The organism is Enterobacter cloacae complex sp. 370H10 (assembly GCF_050031535.1).
Classification (GTDB): Bacteria; Pseudomonadota; Gammaproteobacteria; order Enterobacterales; family Enterobacteriaceae; genus Enterobacter; species Enterobacter intestinihominis.
Genome location: NZ_JBLGWG010000001.1, coordinates 3,543,737 through 3,568,183, shown reverse-complemented (window position 1 = coordinate 3,568,183; position 24,447 = coordinate 3,543,737). Strand labels below are relative to the sequence as shown.

Annotated in this window: 25 protein-coding genes and 1 other annotated feature; of the genes, 14 read left to right on the top strand and 11 right to left on the bottom strand. The window is 53.7% G+C overall.

All coding sequences use genetic code 11. From position 1 onward, the window contains the following. Positions 1 to 29: 29 nt before the first annotated feature. Together recN and nadK are read right to left on the bottom strand one after the other, a co-directional pair. Positions 30 to 1,691, bottom strand: coding sequence for a DNA repair protein RecN (recN, locus tag ACQG2Q_RS17495; RefSeq protein ID WP_022649071.1), 1,662 nt, complete (start codon positions 1,689 to 1,691; stop codon positions 30 to 32). An 85-nt stretch (positions 1,692 to 1,776) separates the two neighbouring features. After that, positions 1,777 to 2,655 carry an NAD(+) kinase gene (nadK, locus tag ACQG2Q_RS17490; protein ID WP_022649070.1) on the bottom strand — a complete coding sequence of 293 codons (879 nt, stop codon included), beginning with the start codon at positions 2,653 to 2,655 and terminating at the stop codon, positions 1,777 to 1,779. A gap of 122 nt (positions 2,656 to 2,777) precedes the next feature. On the opposite strand from nadK, the gene grpE reads away from it, so the two are divergent. Then, positions 2,778 to 3,371, top strand: coding sequence for a nucleotide exchange factor GrpE (gene grpE / locus ACQG2Q_RS17485; RefSeq protein ID WP_003863126.1), 594 nt, complete (start codon positions 2,778 to 2,780; stop codon positions 3,369 to 3,371). Between the two features lie 52 nt (positions 3,372 to 3,423). Here the strand turns inward: grpE and ACQG2Q_RS17480 are convergent, their stop codons facing one another. Both ACQG2Q_RS17480 and ACQG2Q_RS17475 read right to left on the bottom strand, forming a co-directional pair. After that, on the bottom strand, positions 3,424 to 4,710 hold the full coding sequence (locus tag ACQG2Q_RS17480) for an HlyC/CorC family transporter (protein WP_026094274.1): 1,287 nt from the start codon (positions 4,708 to 4,710) through the stop codon (positions 3,424 to 3,426). Positions 4,711 to 4,729: 19 nt separating this feature from the next. Further along, complete coding sequence (locus ACQG2Q_RS17475) at positions 4,730 to 5,521, bottom strand: cytochrome C assembly family protein (protein ID WP_014832951.1); 792 nt, start codon at positions 5,519 to 5,521, stop codon at positions 4,730 to 4,732. A 166-nt stretch (positions 5,522 to 5,687) separates the two neighbouring features. Here ACQG2Q_RS17475 and ffh point away from each other — a divergent pair, with 166 nt between their 5' ends. From ffh to ACQG2Q_RS17440, 7 genes are all read left to right on the top strand, one after another. Continuing rightward, positions 5,688 to 7,049, top strand: coding sequence for a signal recognition particle protein (gene ffh, locus ACQG2Q_RS17470; protein ID WP_003863132.1), 1,362 nt, complete (start codon positions 5,688 to 5,690; stop codon positions 7,047 to 7,049). A 116-nt stretch (positions 7,050 to 7,165) separates the two neighbouring features. Beyond that, a complete protein-coding gene (rpsP, locus tag ACQG2Q_RS17465) occupies positions 7,166 to 7,414 on the top strand; it encodes a 30S ribosomal protein S16 (RefSeq protein ID WP_022649067.1) in 249 nt (82 codons plus the stop codon). 15 nt (positions 7,415 to 7,429) lie between these two features. Beyond that, complete coding sequence (gene rimM / locus ACQG2Q_RS17460) at positions 7,430 to 7,969, top strand: ribosome maturation factor RimM (protein WP_003863136.1); 540 nt, start codon at positions 7,430 to 7,432, stop codon at positions 7,967 to 7,969. Between the two features lie 31 nt (positions 7,970 to 8,000). Next, complete coding sequence (gene trmD / locus ACQG2Q_RS17455; RefSeq protein WP_003863138.1) at positions 8,001 to 8,768, top strand: tRNA (guanosine(37)-N1)-methyltransferase TrmD; 768 nt, start codon at positions 8,001 to 8,003, stop codon at positions 8,766 to 8,768. A 43-nt stretch (positions 8,769 to 8,811) separates the two neighbouring features. Then, positions 8,812 to 9,159 (top strand): 50S ribosomal protein L19, encoded by a 348-nt coding sequence (gene rplS / locus ACQG2Q_RS17450; RefSeq protein ID WP_002914145.1) that lies wholly within the window; start codon positions 8,812 to 8,814, stop codon positions 9,157 to 9,159. Positions 9,160 to 9,291: 132 nt separating this feature from the next. Continuing rightward, positions 9,292 to 9,696 (top strand): DUF2946 domain-containing protein, encoded by a 405-nt coding sequence (locus ACQG2Q_RS17445; protein WP_022649065.1) that lies wholly within the window; start codon positions 9,292 to 9,294, stop codon positions 9,694 to 9,696. A 38-nt stretch (positions 9,697 to 9,734) separates the two neighbouring features. Beyond that, positions 9,735 to 11,105 carry a PepSY-associated TM helix domain-containing protein gene (locus ACQG2Q_RS17440; RefSeq protein ID WP_063849376.1) on the top strand — a complete coding sequence of 457 codons (1,371 nt, stop codon included), beginning with the start codon at positions 9,735 to 9,737 and terminating at the stop codon, positions 11,103 to 11,105. A 2-nt stretch (positions 11,106 to 11,107) separates the two neighbouring features. Here ACQG2Q_RS17440 and ACQG2Q_RS17435 read toward each other — a convergent pair whose 3' ends face one another. From ACQG2Q_RS17435 to ACQG2Q_RS17425, 3 genes are read right to left on the bottom strand one after another with little or no spacing between them, the layout of a single operon-like run. Beyond that, positions 11,108 to 11,590, bottom strand: a complete 483-nt coding sequence (locus ACQG2Q_RS17435) for an OmpA family protein (RefSeq protein WP_023298405.1) — start codon at positions 11,588 to 11,590, stop codon at positions 11,108 to 11,110. 12 nt (positions 11,591 to 11,602) lie between these two features. After that, on the bottom strand, positions 11,603 to 12,823 hold the full coding sequence (dgcN, locus tag ACQG2Q_RS17430; protein ID WP_032625633.1) for a diguanylate cyclase DgcN: 1,221 nt from the start codon (positions 12,821 to 12,823) through the stop codon (positions 11,603 to 11,605). Further along, entirely contained in the window at positions 12,816 to 13,352 is a 537-nt protein-coding gene (locus ACQG2Q_RS17425) for a YfiR family protein (RefSeq protein WP_032677312.1), read from the bottom strand. Before ACQG2Q_RS17425 ends, dgcN begins: the two co-directional genes overlap by 8 nt. A 478-nt stretch (positions 13,353 to 13,830) precedes the next feature. Here ACQG2Q_RS17425 and aroF point away from each other — a divergent pair, with 478 nt between their 5' ends. From aroF to ACQG2Q_RS17410, 3 genes are read left to right on the top strand one after another with little or no spacing between them, the layout of a single operon-like run. Next, positions 13,831 to 14,901, top strand: a complete 1,071-nt coding sequence (gene aroF / locus ACQG2Q_RS17420; RefSeq protein ID WP_006811632.1) for a 3-deoxy-7-phosphoheptulonate synthase AroF — start codon at positions 13,831 to 13,833, stop codon at positions 14,899 to 14,901. 10 nt (positions 14,902 to 14,911) lie between these two features. Next, positions 14,912 to 16,033: a bifunctional chorismate mutase/prephenate dehydrogenase gene (gene tyrA, locus ACQG2Q_RS17415; protein WP_022649060.1), complete on the top strand. Its 1,122-nt coding sequence runs from the start codon at positions 14,912 to 14,914 to the stop codon at positions 16,031 to 16,033. Positions 16,034 to 16,093: 60 nt separating this feature from the next. Further along, entirely contained in the window at positions 16,094 to 16,966 is an 873-nt protein-coding gene (locus ACQG2Q_RS17410) for an SMP-30/gluconolactonase/LRE family protein (RefSeq protein WP_063849374.1), read from the top strand. Here ACQG2Q_RS17410 and pheA read toward each other — a convergent pair. The 4 genes from pheA to bamD form a co-directional block, all read right to left on the bottom strand. After that, on the bottom strand, positions 16,963 to 18,123 hold the full coding sequence (pheA, locus tag ACQG2Q_RS17405; RefSeq protein WP_023306733.1) for a bifunctional chorismate mutase/prephenate dehydratase: 1,161 nt from the start codon (positions 18,121 to 18,123) through the stop codon (positions 16,963 to 16,965). The two genes, ACQG2Q_RS17410 and pheA, sit on opposite strands and share 4 nt — an antisense overlap. Positions 18,124 to 18,153: 30 nt before the next feature. After that, positions 18,154 to 18,279, bottom strand: a sequence feature (Phe leader region). Next, positions 18,231 to 18,278 (bottom strand): pheA operon leader peptide PheL, encoded by a 48-nt coding sequence (gene pheL / locus ACQG2Q_RS17400; RefSeq protein WP_100229775.1) that lies wholly within the window; start codon positions 18,276 to 18,278, stop codon positions 18,231 to 18,233. Its footprint overlaps the feature before it by 48 nt. Positions 18,280 to 18,382: 103 nt before the next feature. Next, positions 18,383 to 18,724 carry a ribosome-associated translation inhibitor RaiA gene (raiA, locus tag ACQG2Q_RS17395; protein WP_006811628.1) on the bottom strand — a complete coding sequence of 114 codons (342 nt, stop codon included), beginning with the start codon at positions 18,722 to 18,724 and terminating at the stop codon, positions 18,383 to 18,385. Between the two features lie 267 nt (positions 18,725 to 18,991). Then, on the bottom strand, positions 18,992 to 19,729 hold the full coding sequence (bamD, locus tag ACQG2Q_RS17390) for an outer membrane protein assembly factor BamD (RefSeq protein ID WP_003863164.1): 738 nt from the start codon (positions 19,727 to 19,729) through the stop codon (positions 18,992 to 18,994). Between the two features lie 131 nt (positions 19,730 to 19,860). Here bamD and rluD point away from each other — a divergent pair, with 131 nt between their 5' ends. The 3 genes from rluD to clpB all read left to right on the top strand — a co-directional run bounded on the left by rluD (position 19,861) and on the right by clpB (position 24,272). Next, positions 19,861 to 20,841, top strand: a complete 981-nt coding sequence (gene rluD, locus ACQG2Q_RS17385) for a 23S rRNA pseudouridine(1911/1915/1917) synthase RluD (RefSeq protein WP_022649057.1) — start codon at positions 19,861 to 19,863, stop codon at positions 20,839 to 20,841. Next, positions 20,838 to 21,569 (top strand): purine nucleoside phosphorylase YfiH, encoded by a 732-nt coding sequence (yfiH, locus tag ACQG2Q_RS17380; RefSeq protein ID WP_023298396.1) that lies wholly within the window; start codon positions 20,838 to 20,840, stop codon positions 21,567 to 21,569. Before rluD ends, yfiH begins: the two co-directional genes overlap by 4 nt. Before the next feature lie 129 nt (positions 21,570 to 21,698). Further along, positions 21,699 to 24,272 (top strand): ATP-dependent chaperone ClpB, encoded by a 2,574-nt coding sequence (gene clpB, locus ACQG2Q_RS17375; protein WP_022649055.1) that lies wholly within the window; start codon positions 21,699 to 21,701, stop codon positions 24,270 to 24,272. Positions 24,273 to 24,447 lie beyond the last annotated feature (175 nt).

Genomic DNA, 24,447 nt, shown 5'->3' with positions numbered 1-24,447 from the left:
TCTGTATGACCCTGAGATCCCGGAAAAGTTTATGCCGCCAGCAGTTCTTTCGCATTCGCGAGCGTATTACGGGTGACTTCACTGCCCCCCAGCAGGCGTGCCAGCTCCTGCAAGCGTGAGCGTTTATCCAGCGGTTTCATGTGCGTTTCCGTCATTTCGCCATCGGTTTCCTTGCTAACGATAAAGTGGTGATGACCACAGCCGGCGACCTGCGGCAGGTGAGTCACACACATAACCTGCGTCGATTCACCCAACTGACGCAGCAGTTTGCCGACAACGGCCGCGGTCGGGCCGCTGATACCCACATCCACTTCATCGAAAATCAACGCCGGGGTTTCCATTTTACGGGCGGTAATCACCTGAATGGCCAGGGCGATACGCGACAGTTCACCGCCAGAAGCCACTTTCGAAATCGCCTGTAAAGGCTGGCCCGGGTTGGTGGTGACGCGGAATTCTACGCGGTCTGCGCCTTCCGCCGTCAGGTGATGCTCTTCAAAGCGAACATCAATAGTGAACACCCCATGCGGCATCGCCAGCGTATGCATGCTGTCGGTAATATGCTGGCTAAGCTCCAGAGCATAGTGCTGTCGCACGTCGTGCAGCCGTTTCGCTGTTTCCAGCGCCTGCTGATGATGCAGATTAACCGCCAGAGACAAGGTTTCGAGGGAATCGGCCTGATCGTCCAGCTGCTGCTGTTCCTCCAGCAGAGACTGATAGTAATTCGGCAGCTCTTCCGGGGTAACGTGATGCTTACGCGCCAGTGAAATCTGACGGGAGATGCGTTGCTCAAGCTCGAACAGACGGTTCGGGTCGAGATCCAGACGTTCACAGTAGTGGCGCAGCTCATCCCCGGCTTCTGAAATCTGAATTGCGGCCTCTTCCAGCATTTCCAGTACGCCAGAAAGCTTATTGTCCATGCCGGTCAGTTCGGTCACAAGCTGACGCACGGTATATAGTTGGCTCTGCAAATTCACGTCTTCGCCATCCGCCAGCATGTTCAGGGCATTCTGACTGATGGAAAGCAGCTGACCGCTGTTGGCCAGACGCTTGTACTCCTCGTCGATTTGCTCAAATTCACCCGCCTGAGGGTTAAATTCGTTCAGCTCTTTCAACTGATATTCCAGCAGCTCGGCGCGCGCGGTACGCTCCTGGCTTTGCTGTTGATGCTGCGCAAGTTCGCGGCAGCTTTGATGCCACTGACGATAGTGCTCCGCCATGAGTTGAGTAAGCGCGTACTCACCCGCGTAGCCATCGAGCAGGGCTTTCTGCTGTTCGGGTTTGATTAGCTGCTGGTGCGCGTGCTGACCATGGATCTGGATGAGCAGCTGGCCCAGCTCGCGAAGCTGGGAAAGAGGAACCGCTGTACCATTGATAAAACCGCGGGAGCGGCCGTCACTGCTGATAACGCGACGAAGTAAACACTCACGTCCATCTTCCAGCTGGTTCGCTTCCAGCCAGCGCAGGGCGGCAGGCGTGTCTTTTAACGAGAAGCGGGCGCAGAGATCGGCACGGGCCGCACCTGTGCGCACCATATCACCCTCTGCACGACCCCCGAGGCACAAGCCGAGGGCATCAATGGCAATGGATTTACCTGCACCGGTTTCACCGGTAATCGCCGTCATTCCACTATGGAAGTCGATCTCAAGCTCACGAACAATGGCAAAGTTGCTGATGGTCAGTTGTGCCAGCATAATTGTTTTCCTGTATGAAAAACCATAACTGTGTTTGTATACAGTATAAACTGGTTTTATATACAGTAAAGCGCTGGATGTAAAATCAGAACAATTTTTTTGACCAGCCGAGTTTTGAGCTTAATGTATTGAAATAACTGTAATCTTTTGGATGGATAAGGTTCAGGTGATAATCGCAGCGGCGAATGAGGACATCTTCTCCTTCCTGAATGGGAAGCGCAATCTGGCTGTCGCAGCTGATCTCCAGGTCGCTGCGGCGATGGGAAAAACGCAGGCGGATGGTGCTGTCGCCGTTGATCACCAGCGGACGCGCCGAGAGCGTATGCGGGAACATCGGCACCAGGGTGATCGCATCCAGCGAGGGCGTCAGGATTGGGCCTCCGGCTGAAAGCGAGTAGGCAGTTGACCCCGTCGGGGTTGAAATAATCAGCCCGTCAGAGCGCTGCGAGAAAGCGAAGATTTCGTCGATATAGACTTCGAACTCGATCATGTGCGCCACTTTACCAGGGTGGAGAACCACCTCGTTAATAGCGGTGCTGATGCGCTTCTGGCAATCCTGCTGGCAGACCTGGGCTTCAAGTAAAAACCGCTTTTCACTGATATAGTGACCTTCCAGCACGTCCGCCAGCTGCTGTTGCGCATTGTCCGGGTCGAGGTCGGTCAGGAAACCAAGATTGCCACGGTTAATACCAATAACCTTAATATCATAGCGAGCCAGCGTTCGCGCCGCGCCCAGCATATTGCCGTCGCCGCCGACCACCACGGCGAGATCCGCCTGCTGGCCAATTTCCGCCAGCGTGCCGGTTCTGACGCTTTTAAGCTGCAACTCCTGGGCGATCTGCTGCTCGACCATCACTTCATAGCCTTTACCACACAGCCAGCGATACAACATTTCATGTGTCGTCAATGCGGTGGGGTGACGCGGATGGCCGACGATCCCAATACACCTGAAATGATTATTCATTTTCTGGAGGTCCTTGTGCCTGATGAATGATGACAATCTGCCTTGTTCCCTTGAATCCAGGAAACTGATCCCCATAATAAGCGAAGTTAGCGAGATGAATGCAGAAAAACGCGGAGAAATTCATGAGTAGTAAAGAACAGAAAACGCCTGAGGGGCAAGCCCCTGAAGAAATTATCACGGAACAGCACGATGAAGTTGAGGCAGTAGAGCCAGACACGTCTGCTGAGCAGGTGGACCCGCGCGATGAAAAAATTGCCAATCTGGAAGCTCAGTTGGTAGAAGCGCAGAATCGCGAACGCGATGGCGTACTGCGTATCAAAGCGGAAATGGAAAACCTGCGCCGTCGTACCGAGCTGGACGTTGAAAAGGCGCACAAATTTGCGCTGGAGAAATTCGTCAACGAACTGCTTCCGGTGATCGACAGCCTGGATCGCGCGCTGGAAGTGGCGGATAAAGCTAATCCGGATAACGCGGCGATGATTGAAGGCATCGAGCTGACGCTGAAATCCATGCTGGATGTGGTGCGTAAGTTCGGTGTTGAAGTGATTGCCGATACGGATGTACCGCTGGATCCAAACGTTCACCAGGCCATTGCGATGGTGGAATCCGAAGACGTTGCCGCGGGTAACGTGCTGGGCGTGATGCAGAAAGGGTATACCCTGAACGGTCGTACTATTCGCGCTGCGATGGTGACCGTGGCGAAAGCGAAAGCGTAATTTGCCGACCCGTAGTGCCGGGTGGCGGCTTCGCCTTACCCGGCCTACAACATTACTCGGCGATACTTTCGCGTAAAGGTTTAACGGGCAGGACCTTCACCTGCTTAATCATATTGTCCTGAACGTCCAGAATATCAATATCATACTGCTCAATGCGCACGCGCGTGCCTGCCGCCGGGATCTCTTCCAGCGCTTCCAGGATCATTCCGTTCATCGTCCGCGCTTCGTCTTCCGGCAAATGCCAGTTAAACGCTTTATTGATTTCACGAATGTTGGCGCTGCCGTCGATAAGCACTGACCCGTCGTTTTGCGGGGTGACTTCTTCTGCAAGGGAAGGCGACATTGACGTGGTAAAGTCCCCGACAATCTCTTCCAGAATATCTTCGACCGTCACCAGTCCCTGTATGTCGCCGTATTCATCCACCACCAGACCGACTTTCTTCTTGTTTCGCTGGAACTTCACCAGCTGCGTGCTCAGCGGGGTGCCTTCCGGCACGTAGTAAATTTCGTCGGCGGCGCGCAGCATCACCTCTTTGGTGAACTCGTTTTTCTCAGTCATCAGACGATAGGCCTCGCGCACACGCAGCATGCTGATGGCATCGTCGAGAGAATCGCGATAGAGGACGATACGCCCGTGCGGGGAGTGCGTCAGCTGGCGGACAATGGCCTTCCAGTCGTCGTTAATATCAATCCCGACGATTTCATTGCGCGGCACCATGATGTCGTCAACGCTGACCTTTTCCAGATCCAGCACCGACAGGAGCATGTCCTGATTGCGACGGGAGATCTGCGAGCGGGATTCGTTCACGATGGTACGCAGTTCGTCTTTGCTGAGCGCGCTACTGATGGTGACGTCTGCCTTTATACCAACCATGCGCATCAGCACCCGTGTCACCATATTCAGCAGCCAGACCAGCGGCATCATCAGAATAAGCAGCGGTGCTAACAGGAAGCTGCTCGGGTAGGCGACTTTTTCCGGGTAAAGCGCCGCGATGGTTTTGGGCAGTACTTCCGCAAACACCAGCACCACAAACGTGAGCACACCTGTTGCAATCGCCACGCCTGCGTTGCCGTACAGACGCATCCCGACGATGGTGCCCAGTGCAGAGGCGAGAATATTGACCAGGTTGTTACCGATAAGCACCAGGCTAATCAGACGGTCCGGCTTACGCAGAAGCTTTTCGACACGACGCGCGGCACGGTTACCCTGCTTGGCGCGATGACGTAACCGGTAGCGGTTCAGCGTCATCATGCCGGTTTCAGAGCCAGAGAAATAAGCGGAGATGACCACCATGATGACCAGAATGACGATCAGCGTGGTGGTAGAGATGTGTTCCAGGGGGAACTCCTTTTGTTACTTAGCCAGCAAATTGCTGTATGAAGCGGCTACCAAAATAGGCAAGCGTGAGAATGCCCGCACCCGCAACGTTGAACCAGACCACGCGACGACCGCGCCAGCCTTCATGATAATGGCCCCATAACAGGACAATATAGACAAACCACGCGATGATGGAGAGGACCGCTTTATCGATATTCTCCACGCTGAACAGGTTCTTCATATAAAACAAGCCCGTGCACAGCGTCAGCGTCAGCAAAACCACGCCGACCTGGGTGATGTGGAACATCTTACGCTCAATCACCATCAGCGGCGGCATTTCATGGTTAAACGCCAGCTTTTTATTTTTCAGCTGGTAGTCGATCCAGGCGAGCTGCATGGCGTAAAGGGCGGCGATGATCAGCGTCGCGTAGGAGAATAGAGACAGGCCGATATGCACCAGCATCCCCGGCGTGGCTTCCAGATGGGTAATAAACTCATTGGGCATGAACGTGGCTAACGCCAGGTTGATCAGCGCAAAGGCGTAGACTATCGGCAGCAGCAGCCAGCCACGATTTTTAGACGCGACAATGGTCATGACCGTACAGATCATCAGGCTGACCAGCGAGCCGACGTTCAGCACGCTCAGATTTTGCACGCTGCCGTCGCCGGGAATGATGCGTGATTCCAGCGCAAACGCATGGCTAATCAGTGCGATCACTGCCGAAAGAATAGCCATGCGCCGCCAGCCGCTGTTTTTTTGCAGCAGGCCAGGAATGATCAGCGCGAGGCTGACAGAGTAGGCAACAAGGGCGATCAGTGCGAAAACAGGCATATAGGCGTCGACAGTTGTCTTAATAAGAAAGAGAAGCAGTATAACGTTACGTGACGCCTGCTCCAACCGTTGCATAACAACAAAGGCGCCTTCATGTTATACTCCGGCAAAATTCTGTGTATGTGTCGCCCAGGCGACCTAAAGTTTCTACCCCAGGCGAGAGACAATGTTTGATAATTTAACCGATCGTTTGTCGCGCACGCTGCGCAACATCAGCGGCCGTGGACGCCTCACCGAAGAGAACATCAAGGAAACGCTGCGCGAAGTGCGCATGGCGCTGCTGGAAGCAGACGTTGCGTTGCCGGTCGTGCGTGATTTTATCAACCGCGTGAAAGAGAAAGCGGTTGGTCATGAAGTTAACAAGAGCCTGACTCCGGGTCAGGAGTTCGTCAAAATCGTCCGTAACGAGCTGGTTTCGGCGATGGGCGAAGAGAATCAGGTGCTTAACCTGGCGGCTCAGCCACCGGCCGTCGTGCTGATGGCGGGTCTGCAAGGTGCGGGTAAAACCACCAGCGTCGGTAAGCTGGGGAAATTCCTGCGCGAAAAGCACAAGAAAAAAGTGCTGGTGGTTTCGGCGGACGTGTATCGCCCGGCGGCGATCAAACAGCTGGAAACGCTGGCCGAGCAGGTTGGCGTAGACTTCTTCCCGTCCGACGTGGCGCAGAAGCCTGTTGACATCGTTAACGCGGCGCTGAAAGAGGCGAAGCTGAAATTCTACGACGTGCTGCTGGTGGATACCGCCGGGCGACTGCACGTTGACGAAGCGATGATGGACGAAATCAAGCAGGTTCATGCTTCTATCAATCCGGTAGAGACCCTGTTTGTTGTCGACGCCATGACCGGTCAGGATGCGGCAAACACCGCAAAAGCGTTTAACGAAGCCCTGCCGTTAACCGGCGTGGTGCTGACCAAAGTCGACGGCGACGCTCGCGGCGGTGCGGCGCTGTCTATACGTCATATCACTGGTAAGCCAATTAAGTTCCTCGGCGTGGGCGAGAAAACCGAAGCGCTGGAGCCGTTCCACCCGGATCGTATTGCCTCCCGTATCCTCGGCATGGGCGACGTGCTGTCGCTGATCGAAGATATCGAAAGCAAGGTTGACCGCGCGCAGGCTGAAAAACTCGCCAGCAAGCTGAAAAAAGGTGACGGTTTCGATCTGACCGACTTCCTTGAGCAACTGCGTCAGATGAAAAACATGGGCGGTATGGCAAGCCTGATGGGTAAACTGCCGGGTATGGGGCAGATCCCGGACAACGTCAAATCCCAGATGGATGACAAAGTGCTGGTGCGTATGGAGGCAATCATCAACTCGATGACGCTGAAAGAGCGCGCGAAGCCAGAAATCATCAAAGGTTCCCGCAAGCGCCGTATCGCAGCCGGTTGCGGCATGCAGGTCCAGGACGTTAACCGCCTTCTGAAACAGTTCGACGACATGCAGCGCATGATGAAGAAAATGAAGAAAGGCGGCATGGCGAAGATGATGCGCGGCATGAAAGGCATGATGCCGCCCGGTTTTCCTGGGCGATAATCGCTTTTGAGATTGCTTTTTGCCCGAAAATGAGTAAAATTTTCGGGCTTTTAATATGACACCCGGGCTCCGTTCCTCGATGGGGCCCGGTTGTTTTATTCACACAAGAGGATGTTATGGTAACTATTCGTTTAGCACGTCACGGCGCTAAAAAGCGTCCGTTCTACCAGGTTGTTGTGACTGACAGCCGTAATGCACGCAACGGTCGCTTCATTGAGCGCGTTGGTTTCTTCAACCCACTGGCCTCTGGCGCAGAAGAAGAAACTCGTCTGGATCTGGATCGTATCGCTCACTGGGTTGGCCAGGGCGCTACTGTTTCCGATCGCGTTGCTACGCTGATCAAAGCAGCAAACAAAGCAGCTTAATCTGTCACGGTGGTCATGATGAGCAATAAAGCACCTGTTGAACCGATCGTATTGGGAAAAATGGGTTCTTGCTACGGTATCCGTGGTTGGCTCAGAGTGTTTTCCTCCACTGAAGACGCTGATAGCATTTTTGATTACCAGCCCTGGTTTATCCAGAAAGCCGGTAAGTGGGAAGAGGTCGAGCTGGAAAGCTGGCGTCACCACAATCAGGACATCATCATCAAGCTGAAAGGCATTGACGATCGAGATGCCGCGAATGCGCTGACTAATTGTGAAATTGTCGTGGATTCGTCGCAGTTGCCGCAACTGGAAGAGGGTGACTACTACTGGAAAGACCTTATGGGTTGCCAGGTAGTGACCACTGAAGGCTACAGCCTGGGGAAAGTCATCGACATGATGGAAACCGGGTCAAATGACGTTCTCGTCATTAAGGCAAACCTGAAAGATGCATTTGGCATCAAGGAGCGGTTGGTCCCGTTCCTCGATGGACAGGTTATCAAGAAAGTCGATCTCACTACTCAAACCATTGAAGTAGATTGGGATCCTGGTTTTTAAATTCTCCGGATAAACGGTAAAAGACGGCGCTATGTGGATTGGCATAATTAGCCTGTTTCCTGAAATGTTCCGCGCGATTACCGATTACGGGGTAACTGGCCGGGCAGTAAAGAATGGCCTGCTGAGCATCCAGAGCTGGAGTCCTCGTGACTTCACGCATGACCGGCACCGTACCGTGGACGATCGTCCTTACGGCGGCGGACCGGGGATGTTGATGATGGTGCAACCCTTACGGGACGCCATTCACACAGCAAAAGCCGCGGCAGGTGAAGGCGCGAAGGTGATTTATCTGTCACCTCAGGGACGCAAGCTTGATCAAGCGGGCGTGAGCGAACTGGCGACGAATCAAAAGCTGATTCTGGTCTGTGGTCGCTACGAAGGGATAGATGAGCGCGTAATTCAAACCGAGATTGACGAAGAATGGTCTATCGGCGATTACGTTCTCAGCGGTGGTGAGCTACCAGCAATGACGTTGATTGACTCCGTCGCCCGGTTTATTCCGGGGGTTCTGGGCCATGAAGCTTCGGCAACGGAAGATTCCTTTGCCGATGGATTGCTGGACTGTCCACACTATACTCGTCCTGAAGTGTTAGAAGGGATGGAAGTCCCGGCAGTGTTACTGTCTGGAAACCATGCCGAGATACGTCGCTGGCGTTTGAAGCAGTCGCTGGGCCGGACCTGGCTTAGAAGACCTGAACTTCTGGAAAACCTGGCTCTGACTGAAGAGCAAGCAAAGTTGCTGGCCGAGTTCAAAACCGAACACGCGCACCAGCAGCATGAACATGATGGGAAAGCGTAATACGCTCCCGAATATCAGTTTACCCAGGATAAGAGATTAAATTATGAGCAACATTATTAAGCAACTTGAACAAGAGCAGATGAAGCAGGACGTACCTTCCTTCCGTCCAGGTGACACCGTGGAAGTGAAAGTATGGGTTGTTGAAGGTTCCAAAAAACGTCTGCAGGCATTCGAGGGCGTGGTTATCGCTATTCGTAACCGCGGTCTGCACTCTGCATTCACTGTTCGTAAAATTTCCAACGGCGAAGGCGTTGAGCGTGTCTTCCAGACTCACTCTCCGGTAGTTGACAGCATTGCTGTTAAACGTCGTGGTGCTGTACGTAAAGCTAAACTGTACTACCTGCGTGAGCGTACTGGTAAGTCTGCTCGTATTAAAGAGCGTCTGAACTAAGATTCGCTTAAGCGACATCCTGTCAGAAAGGGCTGGCCGAAAGGCTGGCCCTTTTTTTATCTCATAGCAACTCTCGCGTTAACCCTTCCGTCATAAATCATTTACAATGTTCGCCTCTTGGGTGGAGGGTAAGTGGATAACGTACTGCATCAGCATAGCTGGAAACGCGCAGCGGCATTGACCGCGCTGTTTGCGATCCTGCTGATCGTCGTGGCGCCGCTGATCTCCGTCTCGCTGCAAAAAGATCCCATGAGCGCCATGCCGGGCATGCACCATGACATGAGCATGATGTCGATGGACGAGCATCATGGGGATATGCCGCATTCCATGCCAGTTGACCATGCGGAAGCCTGCGGCTACTGCGTGCTGTTAGCGCATGTGCCGGGCGTGATGCTGGCGCTTATCGTTCTGCTCAGCGTGGTGTTGCAGCGGCTGCGCATGAAGCCGCCTCGTCAGGCGGTCAGCCACTGGCACTTTTTCCCCTGGCTTTACCCCGATACCCGCGCGCCGCCGCGTCGGTCTGCTTTCTCCCTTTAAAACAAAATCACTCACTTTTTGCCTTAAAAAGGAAAAGTATGACTACCTGCACTCCGCGCGCGGCATGGGGAAACCTGCTGCGTCGTCTCCATTTCTATATCGGGCTGTTTGTTGGTCCGTTTATTTTCTTCGCAGCGTTGACCGGAACGCTGTATGTCGCCACGCCGCAGCTTGAAAATGCGCTGTACCATCATGCACTCCACACGGATGCCGTGGGTGAGGCGCAGCCTCTTGCTGCACAAATTGCCGCGGCCGAAAAGGCCGTAGAATCAGATCTGCGTCTGCATGTCGTTCGTCCGGGGCTGGAAGAGGGCGAAACGACCCGCGTGATGTTTGCCGACCCGGCGCTGGGTCCCTCCGAGCATCGGGCTATTTTTATTGATCCCGCCAGCCTTGAGGTTCGAGGGGATATGACCGTCTACGGCACCAGCGGGATTTTACCGCTGCGTCAGACTATCGATTACCTGCATACCTCGCTGATGCTGGGCAACCTCGGACGCCTCTATAGCGAGTTAGCCGCCTCGTGGATGTGGGTTGCTGCCCTGGGCGGGATCGCGCTGTGGTTCTATACCCGACCGAAGCGCCGTATTAACAATCGTTTCCAGAATCGTCGTCGCCTGCATGTGATCTTAGGCTGGACCTTACTGGCGGGAATGCTGCTGTTCTCAGTCACCGGGTTAACCTGGTCACAATGGGCCGGTGGCAACGTCGATAAGCTGCGTGCAGAGATGAACTGGCTGACGCCGCAGGTAAACACCACCCTTTCCGGTGCGCCGGAAATGATGGATGAACACGCCGAACATCGTGGTCATCACGGCGGAATGTCGATGCCTGAAATGCCTGTTGAACTGTCGCTTTTTGACAGCGTATTGCAGGCCGCCCGCCAGTCAGGAATTGATGCTAACAACGTTGAGATCCGTCCGGCAAGCAGGGTCGACCAGGCCTGGACGGTGACGGAAATCGATCGCCGCTGGCCGACGCAGGTTGATGCCGTTGCCGTGGACCCCCACTCTCTGAAGGTGCTGGACAGGACTCGCTTTGGGGATTTCCCGCTGATGGCTAAACTCACCCGCTGGGGCGTGGATTTCCATATGGGGATCCTGTTTGGTCTGGCAAATCAGCTGCTGCTCATCGCGTTTGGCGTTGCGCTGTGCGTGCTGATTATCTGGGGATACCGGATGTGGTGGATGCGTCGTCCTGCGACGTCAGCCGCGAACCCGGTACAGACGCTCTGTCAAAGCTGGCTGGCATTGCCGCTGTGGGGAAGAGGAGTGACGTTCATGATAAGCCTCCTGCTGGGGCTGGCGTTGCCGGTAATGGGCGTCAGTCTGGCGGTATTTATCGTGATTGACTGGCTGCGCTGGCGAGCGGCTTCAGGCGTGTCGCTCGCAGGCACATCCGCTAAATAGCCTTAAGGCGTGCTGATAACTACCGCAACACGGCGGTTTTCAGCGCGCCCTTGCGCAGTACGGTTGCTGCTGAGAGGGTATTTTTTGCCTAAACCCCGCGTAGTGAGGTTGCTGCGCGGGATGTTCGCGCCCTTCGCCCAGGCATCCGCTACAACATTGGCACGTTTTAACGAAAGCGCTTCGTTGTAGCTCTCTTCGCCATAGTTATCCGTATGGCCGTCCATCCGGGCGTGATTCAGACCGGTTGCCGCCAGACGTGAGGCCATAGTCTGGATCTGCGTTTCACTTTCCGGACGCAGTCTGGCGTCATTTTTATCAAACAGGATCTTATCCGACAGGCCCAGGGACCAGTCGCCATTCAGTTCGTTAAAGCCGTAGGACTTCATGGCCGCGATTTGCTCTGGTGTGAATTTACCCTCCGGCGTCTGGCACCCGGACATAACCAGAGATGCCAGTAACAACGGCGCGAAGTATCGCTTCAACATATCGTCTTCCTTTCAGGGTGTTGTTTTCGAACGCTGGTTTTTGACCAGGTACATATTGCGATCGGCTTGCTCCAGTAATGCCTCGACGGAGGCATTTTCCCACGCCAGAGCAAAGCCAATGCTGAGTGACATTGATGCTGTGTGTCCGTTATGCAGATCAAACGGACGGATAAATTGCTGCGACAGCGCAGCGCAAATATATTCGACCTCACGCGCGGTGTGGACGCCATAAAGGATCATGGCAAACTCATCGCCGCCAAGACGGTAAGACTGATGACGTTTTTCGCCAAATTCGACCATCCTTTTTGCGGCTTCGATCAGTACGCAGTCACCCGCGGCATGGCCCCAGGTGTCGTTAATAAACTTGAAGTTATCACCGTCCAGGAAGAGCAGGGCAGAATTGGTCTTTGCCGAAGCGTCATTCATTAAGGCCGCAATGTTGTTGCGAAACGCGGCGCGGTTTGCAAGCCCCGTGAGCGGATCGTGCATGGCGGTACGCAACAGTTGAGCGTTTTTCGCCTGTAGCTTGAGCTGCCACTCTTCCATTTCATCCAGCAGGCTGTTGAAGTCTTCACCAAACTGGTGGAACTCTTCAATGCGGCCTTCCGTTACCCGGCGAGAGAAGTTGCGGTTGGTACGGACGTCATGCACAACGTCAGTGATGTTTTGCATTTCAACAACCATGCCATGATGTAGCGAGCGGGTGATGGTCAATGCGACGGCAGAGGCAAAAAGAATGCAGCCGGTGAGGACCGCAAATGAGAGCCAGATAAAGTGGCTAATCAGGCTGTCTCGTGCGGTCAGACGAATTTCGCCAATCACATTACCGTTATGTATGATGGGCTGTGCGACAGGAACAGGGAACAACCACCGGTTGACCAGCGCGCCCAGCGTGTCGGTATTATCCGCCGGGTTCCACGACCACCAGGCAAACCGTTTATGATGTGCATTTAGCACTTCCGCCACGGCAAATTGCCCCTGCTTGCCGAGGGTCGCCAGCGTTTCATTTGCCGCCACGGCATCGTTGAACACCAGAGAGGCCTCAAGGCTGTGGCTCATGGTGGCGCCGGTGAGTTCGAGGTTTTTTTGCGCGTATTGCTTTAATGTCACCACGGAAGCGAAACACAGCAGCAACCATATAAACGTCATCGTTATAATGACGCTTATCATGCTGATTCGCCGCAACGTTCTTTTAAACGTCGGACGCGGTGTTGGTGTGACTTCCTTATTCATGCTTCTTATTCCGTGCGAGCATTAATACATCCGGATTGACTCTTACGCCACTGCGCGTCAGCGCATCCAGATTTACGGAAAACCTGACCTTGTTGTGCTCTATTATCAGACAAAATGCGCTGCCAATAACGCATTCAGGATTTTGCTCTGACATTAATAGCAACGCCTGGCCCTGATATTGATTTATTATTTCCTGTTGTTTTGCCGGTGATTCGCTCCCGAAATAGAGGGCATCGCACCTTGCTGTGAGTGCTTCCCGATCGCTATGCACAATGACAGGACTATAGGGCAACGGGTTATTTACATCTTCACTGCTGAGCGCCTGTCTGTAACGGGAAGAGGCATAAATACAGAGCTTAGGCTGGCCGGAAAGTGCTGGCCATCGGGTGTAGCTTACAATACCAGAAACAATCGAACGTACCGATTTATCCGTTTCCGTGAGCGAGCCTGCCCTTGCAGGGCTCACCAAAATGAACAGCATTAGCGCCAGGGGGAGGTGAAGCAAAGCGATCAAGAATGTATTTCTCATCAGAATCCGCCAAACCGCCCCGGAAATAGATGCCCTTATGAATTTCCGGCAGAATACCATTCTTTCTCAAAGCCGTCATTATGTCAGAAATATCCCTGTCTTGACCTAAGCTAAATCTTACAGAGCACGATATTCAAAGTAATTTAGGCAGGCTCAATTAAGTCTGCTGGAATTCATACTTTTATTCATTTTTTGTTGCCAGGATTTATGTAGCCACGCAACTTTCCCTCAATTCACCCGAGGATAATTAAGCTAACGGCCAGCGCCGGGATAGCGTGCCTGGTGTGAGCGTAGACTGGCGTTAAAAGTGCATGTGTAATTTTATGTTTACGATTTTAACCTGTGATTTGGCATTTAAATGGCTTCTGTAAAATAATCTGTACGTATTTTGGATTGAAATCTTTACTTGATGTGTTATCGTTGTGTCACCTCTTCGAGGAAAACCACTATCGCAAACGAGTTTTACAGGATCGCAATCATGCAAAAAGACGCGCTGAACAACGTACATATCACTGACGAACAGGTGTTAATCACCCCGGATCAACTGAAGGCGGAATTCCCGCTGAGCGTCGCGCAGGAAGCTCAGATTGAGCACTCTCGCCAGACCATTTCTGACATTATCGCAGGCCGCGATCCGCGCCTGCTGGTGGTATGTGGTCCTTGCTCCATTCACGATCCTGAAACCGCCATTGAGTACGCTCGTCGATTTAAAGCATTAGCGGAGGAGGTCAGCGATAGCCTCTATCTGGTGATGCGCGTCTATTTTGAAAAGCCACGTACAACGGTTGGCTGGAAAGGGTTGATTAACGATCCGCACATGGATGGCTCGTTTGATGTGGAAGCGGGCCTGAAGATTGCGCGTCGCCTGCTGGTGGAGCTGGTCAGCATGGGGCTGCCGCTGGCAACCGAAGCGCTGGATCCGAACAGCCCGCAGTACCTCGGCGATCTGTTTAGCTGGTCTGCGATTGGGGCGCGCACCACCGAGTCACAAACCCACCGCGAGATGGCGTCTGGCCTGTCTATGCCGGTTGGTTTTAAAAACGGTACCGACGGCAGCCTGGCCACGGCGATTAACGCCATGCGCGCCGCCGCCATGCCCCATCGTTTTGTCGGGATCAACCAGGCGGGCCAGGTATGCCTGCTGCAAACGCAGGGCAATCCGGACGGGCATGTGATCCTGCGCGGTGGTAAAGCGCCAAACTACAGCCCGGCGGATGTCGCGCAGTGTGAAAAAGAGATGGAACAGGCGGGACTGCGTCCGGCGCTGATGGTAGATTGCAGTCATGGTAATTCGAATAAAGATTACCGTCGCCAGCCTGCGGTTGCAGAATCTGTGATTGCACAGATTAAAGATGGTAACCGTTCAATTATCGGCCTGATGATTGAAAGTAATATTCATGAAGGCAATCAGTCATCGGAACAGCCGCGTAGCGCGATGAAGCCCGGCGTCTCGGTCACGGATGCTTGCATCAGCTGGGAAACCACTGATGCGCTACTGCGTGAGATCCACAAAGATTTGAACGGCCAGCTGGCGACGCGTCTGGCATAAGAGGATAGTTATGGTTGCTGAATTGACCGCATTACGCGATCAAATTGATGAAGTGGATAAGGCGTTGCTGGACCTGCTGGCGCGCCGCATGGCACTGGTTGCTGAGGTCGGCGAAGTTAAAAGCAAATACGGCCTGCCAATTTACGTTCCGGAGCGTGAGGCCTCTATGCTCGCCTCCCGCCGTAAAGAGGCACAGGCGCTGGGCGTTTCACCGGACTTAATTGAAGATGTCCTGCGTCGTGTGATGCGGGAATCCTATTCCAGCGAAAACGACAAGGGCTTCAAAACTCTCTGTCCGTCGCTGCGTCCGGTGGTGATTGTCGGTGGCGGCGGCCAGATGGGGCGTCTGTTTGAAAAAATGCTGACGCTTTCTGGCTATCAGGTGCGCATCCTGGAAAAAGAGGACTGGCCGCATGCGCCGGAACTCATGAAGGATGCCGGAATGGTTATCGTCAGCGTACCGATTCATGTGACGGAGCAGATTATCGCGAAACTTCCTCCGCTGCCGGAAGATTGCATTCTGGTGGATCTGGCGTCCGTTAAAAATGGCCCTCTACAGGCAATGCTGGCAGCGCACACCGGGCCCGTGCTTGGGTTACACCCGATGTTTGGCCCGGACAGCGGCAGCCTGGCGAAGCAGGTAGTGGTTTACTGCGACGGTCGTCAGCCGGAAGCGTATCAGTGGTTCCTGGAACAGATTCAGGTCTGGGGGGCACGTTTGCACCGTATCAGTGCGGTTGAGCACGATCAGAACATGGCGTTTATTCAGGCGCTGCGCCACTTTGCAACCTTCGCCTATGGTCTGCACCTGGCGGAAGAGAACGTTCAGCTTGAACAATTGCTGGCGCTTTCCTCGCCAATCTATCGTCTGGAGCTGGCGATGGTCGGGCGACTGTTTGCCCAGGATCCACAGCTTTACGCCGACATCATCATGTCGTCTGAAAATAACCTGGCGCTGATCAAGCGCTACTATCAGCGTTTTGGCGAAGCGATCACCTTGCTGGAACACGGCGATAAACAAGCGTTTATCGACAGTTTCCGTAAAGTGGAGCACTGGTTCGGTGATTACGCCACGCGATTCCAGAGTGAAAGCCGCACGCTGTTGCGCCAGGCAAATGACAGTCGCCAGTAATCTGATGATGTATATACTAAAAGCCAGCAATGCTGGCTTTTTTCATTTTGGGGAATTGTCATGGCTGAACCGCAGCTGCTGTTGAACTATACCGGGCATCTGCCCGAATGCCCGACGTGGAGTGCTGAAGAAAAGGCGCTCTACTGGGCGGATATTCTGGAAGGGGAGATTCATCGGTACCATCTGCCCACCGCGGAACACTCGGTGCTCTCATTCCATGAAGAAGTTGGGTGTTTTGCCCTGCGTGAACGCGGCGGATTTATCGTCGCAATGCGAAACGCCATCTGGCTGACCGATAAACACGGCCTGCTCCAGCGTAAGGTTTGCGATAACCCGTCCAACCCGCAGCTTGCACGCTTTAACGATGGAGGCACCGACCATCAGGGACGGTTTTATGCGGGCACGTTCTGGGGGCCGGGAGATTATAACGGCGCCATGTTGATGCGTATCGACAACGACCTGACACCGAAAGTGATCCAGTGCGATATTCAGGGGCATAACGGTTTAGCGTTTAGTCCTGACAAACGGTGGATGTTTACTTCTGATACGCCGAACGGTGTGATTTACCGTACGCCGTTTGATGAGCAGGGGGAACCCGGTAAGCGCGCAGAGTTTCGCCGTTTTAGCGAGGGAGAGGGTATACCCGACGGAGCGGCAATGGATGAGGAAGGCTGCTACTGGAGCGCACTGTTTGACGGCTGGCGTATCGCACGGTTTTCACCGCAAGGCGAACAGCTGGAAGAATACCGGCTGCCGGTACGCTGCCCGACAATGGTCTGCTTTGGCGGCGACGATATGAAAACGCTGTTTATCACCACCACGCGGGAAAATATGGAGGCGGAGGAGCTGGCGAAATACCCGCTTTCCGGTGCCATCTTCACCCTGCCTGTAAATGTGGCAGGGATGAAGAAAAGCCGCTTTATCGAACATTAAGCCGGATCGACCGGGACCACGTTTTCGCTCGGATAGCAGCCCAGTACTTTCATGGAGCGTGTGATCTCGCCCAGTTCGCGCAGGGCTTTCTGCATGGATGCAGACTCCAGGTTGGCCTGAACGTCGAGATAGAACATCTCTTCCCACGGGTTGCCATGTATTGGGCGGGATTCCAGCTTCGTCATGATCAGGTTGTGATTACGCAGCACCAGCAGCGCTTCAACCAGCGCACCCGCCTGCTGGCCGGTCGCCATCAGCAGGGTGGTTTTCGCCGGGACCTGGTCCGACACGTTGATGGCCTTGCGGGCAAGAACCACGAAACGGGTGATATTTTGCGTCTGGTTGGCCAGATTGCGTTCCAGCACCTGTAAGCCATACAGCGCGCCGCCCGCTTCGCTACCGAGTGCCGCGACGGCAGGAGAGTTTGCCTGCGCCACTTTTTCCATCGCCGCCGAGGTGCTTTCGGTGTACTCAATTTTCCAGTGCGGATAACGGTTCAGGAACTGGCTGCACTGCTGGAACGGCTGCGGGTGGCTGTACACCGTTTCGATCTGACTCAGATCGGTTGAGCCAGAGACCAGCACGCAGTGATCGATAGGAATAGTCAGCTCACCGACCAGCGACAGGCTGGTGTGCTGGAGCAGATCGTAAACATCGTTGATGGCGCCGGAACTGGTGTTCTCAATAGGCACCACGGCGTAATCTGCCTGGCCGGTTTCGACCTGGTTGAAGATGTCTGCAAATTTTGCACAACCGCTCTCAATGAACTCTTCGAAATGACGGGCTGCGTACTGGCGAGCCGCCAGGTGAGAATAAGAACCTTTCGGGCCGAGGAAAGCGATCCGAGCAGAGTGCGGGTTGGTTTTGTTCAGATGCTGCTGGAGCAGGGCCTGTTGCGTCAGAACGGAATCTTCAATGATGAGCTGGAACAGGCGGGTGATGTAGTGGGCATCAAGATGATGCGCTTTGCCGAGCTGTATCAACCGTTCCAGTAAATCACGCTCGCGATCGATATCGCGCACCGGCCGATGAGAATCCAGCTTGGCTTTGCCCACTTCAATGGCGAGCGCGCGGCGTTCTGCCAGCAGGGCCAGTAACTTTTCGTCGAGTGCACTGATTTTTACGCGTAAATCCAGGAGCGGGTTTTCCGGTGTCATAGTGTTGTCTGTCTCATTTTATCGTTATCAATAAAAAAGGCCTCCCGGTGTGGGAGGCCTTGTTGTTCGTCTTCGCATTCTTTATCACACGACGAAACGCCTCCCGGTCAGGGGAAGGTAAAAAAGAATGCGAAGAAAAACGGCGTCTGTTTCATTAGGTCATCCTGAAATTGATAGGGTTAAAGTACCTGTACTGTTTTGATCCTGTCAATAAAAAACGCGCCCGAAGGCGCGTTGTCGGAACACTCAATTTAAAGGATTACTCTTCTTCAACTTCTTCCGCGAAGCTGGCGTCTTTCACCGATGTTGTGGCGCGACGGGCTTCACCTTTGTGTTGCACTTTATTGAGCTGCCGTTCCAGCTTGTTGATCAAATCGTTAATTGCGGTGTACATATCCTCGTGTTTAGCGCTGGCGACCAGATGGCCGTTTGGAGTATTGATAGTTGCATCAGCGACGAAACCCTGCGGCTCCTTGGACAGGATGATATGTGGATTAATCAAATGTGTTTGCCATTTATCCAGTTTGGCGAGACGGTCTGCGACGTGCTGGCGGATTGCCGGAGTAATTTCCATTTGTTTACTGGTAATGTTCATTGTCATAAATTTTACCTCTTGTCTTTCCGTCTTGGTGATTCCAGCATACCCGACCTAATGTCAAAATGTGTGATTTAGATCACGTTATTTTGTCGGTTTTTGTCAGGGAATCTTTTTTGTGAGGCAGGGCAGGAAGAGGTGAGATTTACCTTGTCGAAGCCAGCAATTGCGGTCATAGTTGACTGGATGTGTTGAAGCTAAACCGCTTCAGCGTAAGTCTGAAAGAATAAAAAAACGGCAGCCTGCGGGCTGCCGTTATGCGTTGTAGCGGTATCAGGTGTTGCTGCTGTTCGCGGCGATGATTTTCGCCACTTTGTCAGCCTGAGCCGTCATCTGCATCTGGCGATACGCATTCTCCATCAGCTTCAGGCCATCACGCGTGGCCTGGGTATCCGGATAATCACGCAGCATGCCTTCTACACGGTTAACCACGGCAACCCATGCGCCACGGCGAGTGTAGTATTCCGCGACGGAGTACTCGTATTTCGCCAGACGATCTTTCAGGAACACCAGACGCTTAGTGGCATCGGTAATGTACTGGCTGTTCGGGTAGCTACGCACCAGTTTGGAGAAGTCATTGAAAGCATCACGCGCATGTTGCGGGTCACGGTCAGAACGATCCACCCCGAAGAAGCCCTGCAATGCACTGTCATCCAGCGCCATGTTAGTCAGGCCGCGCATGTACATCACGTAATCGATGTTAGGATGGGTAGGGTTCAGACGCATGAAACGATCGATCGTTGCCTGAGCCAGCGGCAGATCGGCATTTTTATAGTAGGCGTAGATAAGATCTAACTGTACCTGCTGTGAATACGGACCAAACGGATAGCGATTATCCAACGCTTCCAGTTGCGTTATCGCCTGTTTCCAGTTACCGTCCTGCAACTTTTGTTGTGCAGTCGCATAGATTTCATTCGGCGGATTGTCAGGGACCTGTTCATTCGAACCGGAGCAGCCCACCAAAGCCAGGCTCAACGTGGCCGCTGCCACCAGATATTTCATGCGCGTCATGACGTTTTGACTTTCCTCAAATGTTTGTCCGGGAGAAACTCAGTTCCTGCTCCCGATTAAGACCAGCTACAATAGCACACTATATTAAACGGCAAAGCCGTAAAACCCAACGTTAAACGAAGAAGCAGTTTATGGCACAACGAGTAGAACTCACCGCAACAGTCTCCGAAAATCAGCTCGGTCAACGCTTAGATCAGGCTTTGGCCGAATTGTTCCCTGATTATTCGCGTTCACGTATAAAAGAATGGATCCTTGACCAGCGCGTGCTGGTAAACGGCAAGATCTGGGACAAACCAAAAGAGAAAGTGTTTGGTGGGGAAGCTGTCGCCATCAATGCTGAAATCGAAGAGGAAGTCCGCTTCGAGCCGCAGGATATCCCGCTGGATATCGTCTACGAAGATGACGATATTCTGGTCATCAACAAACCTCGTGACTTTGTCGTCCATCCGGGCGCGGGTAATCCTGACGGTACGGTACTTAACGCACTCCTTCATTATTACCCGCCGATAGCTGACGTACCGCGTGCCGGTATCGTTCACCGTCTGGATAAAGACACCACGGGTCTGATGGTGGTGGCGAAGACGATCCCCGCCCAGACTCGACTGGTGGAATCTTTGCAGCTGCGCGAAATCACCCGTGAGTATGAAGCGGTGGCCATTGGTCATATGACCTCTGGCGGCACGGTGGAAGAGCCGATTAGTCGTCATCCAACCAAGCGTACGCATATGTCCGTGCACCCGATGGGTAAACCGGCGGTAACCCATTACCGCATCATGGAACATTTCCGTATTCATACGCGCCTGCGTCTGCGTCTGGAAACCGGGCGTACTCACCAGATCCGCGTGCACATGGCGCATATTACCCATCCGCTGGTGGGTGACCCTGTTTACGGCGGTCGTCCGCGTCCACCAAAGGGCGCATCGGATGAATTCATCTCCGTGCTGCGTAAATTCGATCGCCAGGCGCTGCATGCGACGATGCTACGTCTTTACCACCCAATCACCGGAATTCAGATGGAATGGCATGCGCCTATCCCACAGGATATGGTGGAACTTATCGACGCGATGCGCGCAGATTTCGAAGAACATAAGGATCACGTGGACTGGTTATGACCAAACTGATTGTCCCGGAGTGGCCGCTGCCTGAAGGCGTGGCCGCCTGTAGCTCGACCCGTATCGGTGGCGTGAGCCAGGGTGCGTGGGCGTCTTTGAACCTCGGTGCGCACTGTGGCGATAACCTGGAGCACGTCGAAGAGAACCGTAAACGCCTCTTTGCTGCGGGAAACCTTCCTTCAAAACCGGTCTGGCTTGAGCAGGTGCACGGTAAAGCGGTGCTGAAGCTTACGGGTGAGCCCTATGCGTCTAAACGCGCCGATGCTTCGTACAGCAATACGCCGGGAACGGTTTGCGCGGTGATGACCGCTGATTGCCTGCCGGTGTTGTTTTGTAACCGTGCCGGTACGGAGATTGCAGCAGCGCATGCGGGCTGGCGTGGCCTGTGTGAAGGCGTACTTGAAGAGACCGTTGCCTGCTTCCAGGACGATTCTGCAAATCTCATCGCCTGGCTTGGCCCGGCGATTGGCCCGCAGGCATTTGAAGTGGGGCCTGAGGTTCGGCAAGCTTTTATGGAAAAAGATCCTCAGGCGGTTAATGCGTTTGTGGCATCCGGCGATAAATATCTGGCCGATATTTATCAGCTTGCCCGCCAGCGCCTTAATAATGTCGGCGTGACCCAGATCTTCGGCGGCGATCGCTGTACATTCACCGAAAAGGGTGATTTTTTCTCCTGGCGCCGTGACAAGACGACAGGCCGTATGGCAAGTTTCATTTGGCTGATATAACCTAAAGAATCAAGACGATCCGGTACGCGCCGTTTTCTTTTCACATAATTCAGGTTATTAACCTTGAATAATTGAGGGATGACCTCATTTAATCTCCAGTAGCAAATTTGACCTGTTATGGGAGGAGTTATGCGTCTGGATCGTCTTACTAATAAATTCCAGCTTGCTCTCGCCGATGCCCAGTCCCTCGCACTGGGGCACGACAACCAATTTATCGAACCTCTTCATTTAATGAGCGCCTTGCTGAATCAGGAAGGGGGATCGATACGTCCTTTGTTAACGTCCGCTGGCATTAATGCCGGCCAGTTACGCACCGCCATCGATCAGGCGCTGAGTCGTTTACCGCAGGTAGAAGGTACCGGTGGCGACGTACAGCCGTCACAGGATCTGGTGCGTGTACTGAACCTTTGCGACAAGCTGGCGCAAAAACGTGGGGACAACTTTATTTCGTCAGAGCTGTTTGTTCTGGCGGCGCTTGAATCACGCGGTACCTTAACCGACCTGCTGAAATCCGCCGGTGCAACCACCGCTAATGTGACCCAGGCGATTGAGAAAATGCGCGGAGGTGAAAGCGTGAACGACCAGGGAGCCGAAGACCAACGTCAGGCTTTGAAAAAATTTACGGTCGATCTGACCGAACGTGCCGAGCAGGGCAAACTTGACCCGGTAATCGGTCGCGACGAAGAAATTCGCCGGACTATTCAAGTACTGCAACGCCGTACCAAAAACAACCCGGTGCTGATTGGTGAGCCTGGCGTCGGTAAAACCGCCATCGTTGAAGGGCTGGCGCAGCGTATCGTTAATGGCGAAGTGCCCGAAGGGCTGAAAGGCCGTCGCGTACTGGCGCTGGATATGGGCGCGCTGGTGGCCGGGGCGAAATACCGCGGTGAATTTGAAGAGCGTCTGAAAGGCGTGCTGAACGATCTGGCGAAACAGGAAGGCAACGTCATCCTGTTTATTGACGAACTGCACACTATGGTGGGGGCAGGTAAAGCTGACGGCGCAATGGATGCCGGGAACATGCTGAAACCTGCGCTGGCACGTGGTGAACTTCACTGCGTCGGTGCCACTACGCTGGACGAGTATCGTCAGTACATTGAAAAAGATGCCGCGCTGGAGCGACGCTTCCAGAAGGTGTTTGTCGCAGAACCAAGCGTTGAAGATACCATCGCGATTTTGCGTGGTCTGAAAGAGCGTTATGAGCTGCACCATCATGTGCAGATCACTGACCCGGCCATCGTTGCGGCGGCGACGCTTTCGCATCGTTACATTGCCGACCGTCAGTTGCCGGATAAAGCCATCGACCTTATCGATGAAGCGGCGTCCAGCATCCGTATGCAGATTGACTCGAAACCGGAAGAGCTGGACCGACTCGATCGCCGCATTATTCAGCTCAAGCTGGAACAGCAGGCATTGAACAAAGAGTCTGATGAAGCGAGTAAGAAACGCCTCGATATGCTCAACGAAGAGCTGGATGAGAAAGAGCGTCAGTATTCTGAGCTGGAAGAAGAGTGGAAAGCTGAGAAAGCCTCCCTCTCTGGCACCCAGACAATCAAGGCGGAGCTGGAGCAGGCGAAAATTGCCATTGAGCAGGCGCGTCGCGTAGGGGACCTGGCGCGGATGTCCGAGCTACAGTACGGCAAGATCCCTGAGCTGGAAAAACAGCTTGAGATCGCCACGCAGTCGGAAGGCAAAACCATGCGTCTGTTGCGTAATAAAGTGACGGACGCCGAGATTGCCGAAGTGCTGGCGCGCTGGACGGGGATTCCTGTAGCTCGCATGATGGAAAGTGAACGCGAAAAACTGCTGCGTATGGAGCAGGATCTGCATCAGCGCGTCATTGGCCAGAACGAAGCGGTCGAAGCGGTATCTAACGCCATTCGTCGTAGCCGTGCGGGGCTGTCCGATCCGAATCGACCCATCGGCTCGTTCCTGTTCCTGGGGCCAACCGGTGTCGGTAAAACCGAACTGTGTAAAGCGCTGGCTAACTTTATGTTCGACAGCGATGACGCGATGGTGCGTATCGATATGTCCGAGTTTATGGAGAAACACTCTGTCTCGCGTCTGGTCGGTGCGCCTCCGGGATATGTCGGTTATGAAGAGGGCGGTTACCTGACGGAAGCGGTTCGTCGTCGTCCTTATTCCGTCATCCTGCTGGATGAAGTGGAAAAGGCTCATCCTGACGTGTTTAACATTCTGTTGCAGGTGCTGGATGATGGACGCCTGACGGACGGGCAGGGAAGAACGGTCGATTTCCGTAACACGGTGGTGATCATGACCTCGAACCTGGGTTCCGATTTGATTCAGGAACGCTTCGGTGAGCTGGATTACAGCCATATGAAAGATCTGGTGCTGGGTGTGGTCAGCCAAAACTTCCGTCCGGAGTTCATCAACCGTATTGATGAAGTAGTCGTGTTCCATCCGCTGGGTGAGAAACACATTGCGTCGATTGCGCAGATCCAGTTGCAGCGTCTGTACAAGCGTCTGGAAGAGCGTGGGTATGAAATCCACATCTCGGATGATGCGCTGAAACTGCTGAGCGAGAATGGTTACGATCCTGTTTATGGCGCGCGTCCGTTAAAACGTGCAATCCAGCAGCAGATCGAAAACCCGCTGGCGCAGCAAATCCTTTCCGGGGAGCTGGTTCCGGGCAAAGTTATCCGTCTGGAAGCCAACGAAGACCGAATTGTGGCAGTGCAGTAAGTCACAAAACGCAAAAACGGGCCGTTTGCGGCTCGTTTTTGTTTAAAAACCAGGCAAGAATTAAGGTCTGAGATGTGTTTTGCCTGGAAAGTGAGCAGTCAGTAAATAATTTTCACTTTGCACTTGCAGCCTCAGAAGAACTCCCTATAATGCGCCTCCACTGACACGGAACAAC